The organism is Nostoc sp. DedSLP03 (genome assembly GCF_034530815.1).
Lineage (GTDB): Bacteria > Cyanobacteriota > Cyanobacteriia > Cyanobacteriales > Nostocaceae > Nostoc.
Genome location: NZ_JAVRCK010000209.1, coordinates 1 through 2,490, shown reverse-complemented (window position 1 = coordinate 2,490; position 2,490 = coordinate 1). Strand labels below are relative to the sequence as shown.

The following is a 2,490-nucleotide window of genomic DNA, read 5'->3' as shown; positions in this document are numbered from 1 at the left end:
GATATCTTGATTCGACCACTTTAGCTGGTAATTTCTTTTTAAAAAATCACCTTAACTCTATTGAGTTAACAGAAGAAAAATTGCTATTACAGCGTCTAAAAAATTCTGAGAATAAAAGCGTTTTACAACTGATTGAAGACCCATCTACAGTTAGATGTGTTTCTTATCAGCTTCACTCAGATTTTGAGAATAATTCATCTGAAGGTAATTTGCTTGAATCGGAAAACAATTATTTAGAAACCGACCACTTAATGGACATAAATAATAAATTAGTATCCCTAGAATACTATGGAGAGTTCTGATGAGTGACGAAGAAGGCTTTCCTAAGCAACTACTTGAGCAATCTATGACTGAAAGAATTGCTTACTTTAAAAACTACACAATGGCACATCCGAAATTGCTGTCAGCCTCGCAAAAGCTCATGCTCACTGTTGAAGAGCCTGCTGCAACTTCACTCATGTTTCTGTTCGGGCCAACAGGTGTTGGTAAAACTACCTTACTACGTCGTATGACTCAAAAGTTGTTAGAAGCAACGCGACCAGATATGGAACGAGATAAAGGTTTTATCCCGATTGCTGGTGTCGAAACAGTTACACCTGAGTTCAGCAATTTTGATTGGAAAGATTTTTATTTACGTGCTTTAACTGTATTAAAAGACCCATGTGTTGAATTACCAATTTCTCAGAGAATGACCAATTTAAAGTTGAGGATGTCTGTTGAAGGTGCATTACGTCACCGCAGACTCAAGGTTTTTTATATTGATGAGGCACAAAACTTGAGTAAGGTTGCTAGTGGGCGGAAATTACGCGACCAAACTGACTGTATTAAATCGCTAGCTAATATTACTCGCGTACAGTTTATACTTGCAGGCACTTATGAATTATTAATACTTCGTAATCTCAGCGCTCAACTATGCCGACGCAGCCAAGATATTCATTTGGAACGCTATAAAGCAGACAATTCAGAAGATTTAAGAGCTTTTCAAGGTATAGTTCAAACATTCCAACGACATTTACCATTGCAAATAGAACCTGATTTGCTCAAACATTGGGACTTCTGCTATGAGCGCTGTGTTGGTTGTATCGGCATTCTCAAAGATTGGTTATCTCGTGCTTTATTTAGTGCTTTGCTCAAAGGTGACAAAACTTTAACTTTTTCCGATCTTGAGTCACATGCTCTCAAAACTGAGCAGTGCATAATTCTGCTTAACGAAGCTCTTCATGGGGAGGAACAACTTAATAGCCGTAGGGATACCAACGCTCTGCGGGCTGCTTTGGGGTTAGAAGTCGCAACTGATGTGACTCCAAAAACATTGCAGACATCTGCTAAAAAAACTCGTCGTCACGCTGTGGTCGGTCAGCCTCTGCCACAGCGTCGTCCTGTCGGTGGTGGACACAATGCCTGTTGAGAACTTGAAATTGTATCAATCATGGGAATTAGAGCAACCCATACTACCTGAGCGTAGCCGTCTTTTCTCTCTACCACCAGTTGGTGTCGGCACAGCAATTGTCGAGAGCTTGAGTAGCTACTTAATTCGCTTGGCTGATGCACATGGAATTACAGTTGGTGACTTGATTCGCTATTACATTGCTCCTTTATTTTTTCTTAACGAGCAGCCTCCAGGATTATCCAAAAAAGATGCTATCGAGCTAGTTGTAGTTAGATTGCGAAAAGAACTAGCCATTTTGCAGCAACCAACTGCCCAATTTTGGCTTTCCCAAACACAGCATGTTTTTAAGGTTGTTAATGTACTAGAAATCTTAACTGGTCGCAAAGATATCAGCTATTTAACTTTGTTGCCTTGGAAAACTTGGCGATTTTCATTTAACCACATCTTCCATACACAGCAGCGTTGGTGTGCAGGTTGTTACCAAGATTGGCGTGATGCTAATACCCCTGTATATCAACCTCTGTTATGGGCGTTAGAGCCTGTAACTGTCTGCCCATACCATCAACGCTATTTACAAATATACTGTTTGTGCTACGGTCATACCCAACCTTTTTTCCAACCTCAGAAATTAAACGGCTACTGTCACGAGTGTGGTGCTTGGCTTGGGCGCAATCTTGACGTACCGAATCATAGCCGAAGCAAAGGGCGCAAATTTGATCGGGATTTGTGGATTGCTCAAGCTCTTGGAAATCTGCTTGCTGCGACTCCCTCACTCCACACAAATCCCCTCATCAGAGAAACAAAAGTTACCCCTAAACGAACATTGCCTACTTTATACAAGTTTTTGAGATGGTGTTACAAGCTTAGTTTATCTCCTGTTGAGGGTTTAAGCTTGCTCGAAATCCAATAAGGCAAGCAACAACATAACAACGGCTCTACTTTTTTTTCCTTAAACCCGGAAATCCAAGCATAAGTTGTCCGTTCTCAATCCAAGGCATAAGTTGTCCGATTTTGACAACTTATGGCTAAAGTCACAACATACACGATTGTCACTGAAAGCATAAGATGAGCAAGTTGCTCACTTTATGGTTTCAAAGCGG

Annotated in this window: 3 protein-coding genes; all 3 read left to right on the top strand. The window is 40.7% G+C overall.

The genetic code is table 11. The features are described 5' to 3' along the window. A partial coding sequence (locus RM368_RS38230) for a hypothetical protein (protein ID WP_322698891.1) occupies positions 1-302 on the top strand: 302 nt, incomplete at its 5' end. Next, positions 302-1,408 (top strand): ATP-binding protein, encoded by a 1,107-nt coding sequence (locus RM368_RS38225; RefSeq protein WP_322698890.1) that lies wholly within the window; start codon positions 302-304, stop codon positions 1,406-1,408. The genes RM368_RS38230 and RM368_RS38225, both read left to right, overlap by 1 nt. Next, positions 1,398-2,300, top strand: a complete 903-nt coding sequence (locus tag RM368_RS38220; protein ID WP_322698889.1) for a TniQ family protein — start codon at positions 1,398-1,400, stop codon at positions 2,298-2,300. The genes RM368_RS38225 and RM368_RS38220 overlap by 11 nt, the downstream gene beginning before the upstream one ends. Positions 2,301-2,490 lie beyond the last annotated feature (190 nt).

What these genes read in the sequence shown, in the direction of transcription:
- RM368_RS38225 (WP_322698890.1), top strand. Translation starts at nt 302, where the DNA reads ATGAGTGACGAAGAAGGCTTTCCTAAGCAACTACTTGAGCAATCTATG.
- RM368_RS38220 (WP_322698889.1), top strand. Translation starts at nt 1,398, where the DNA reads ATGCCTGTTGAGAACTTGAAATTGTATCAATCATGGGAATTAGAGCAA.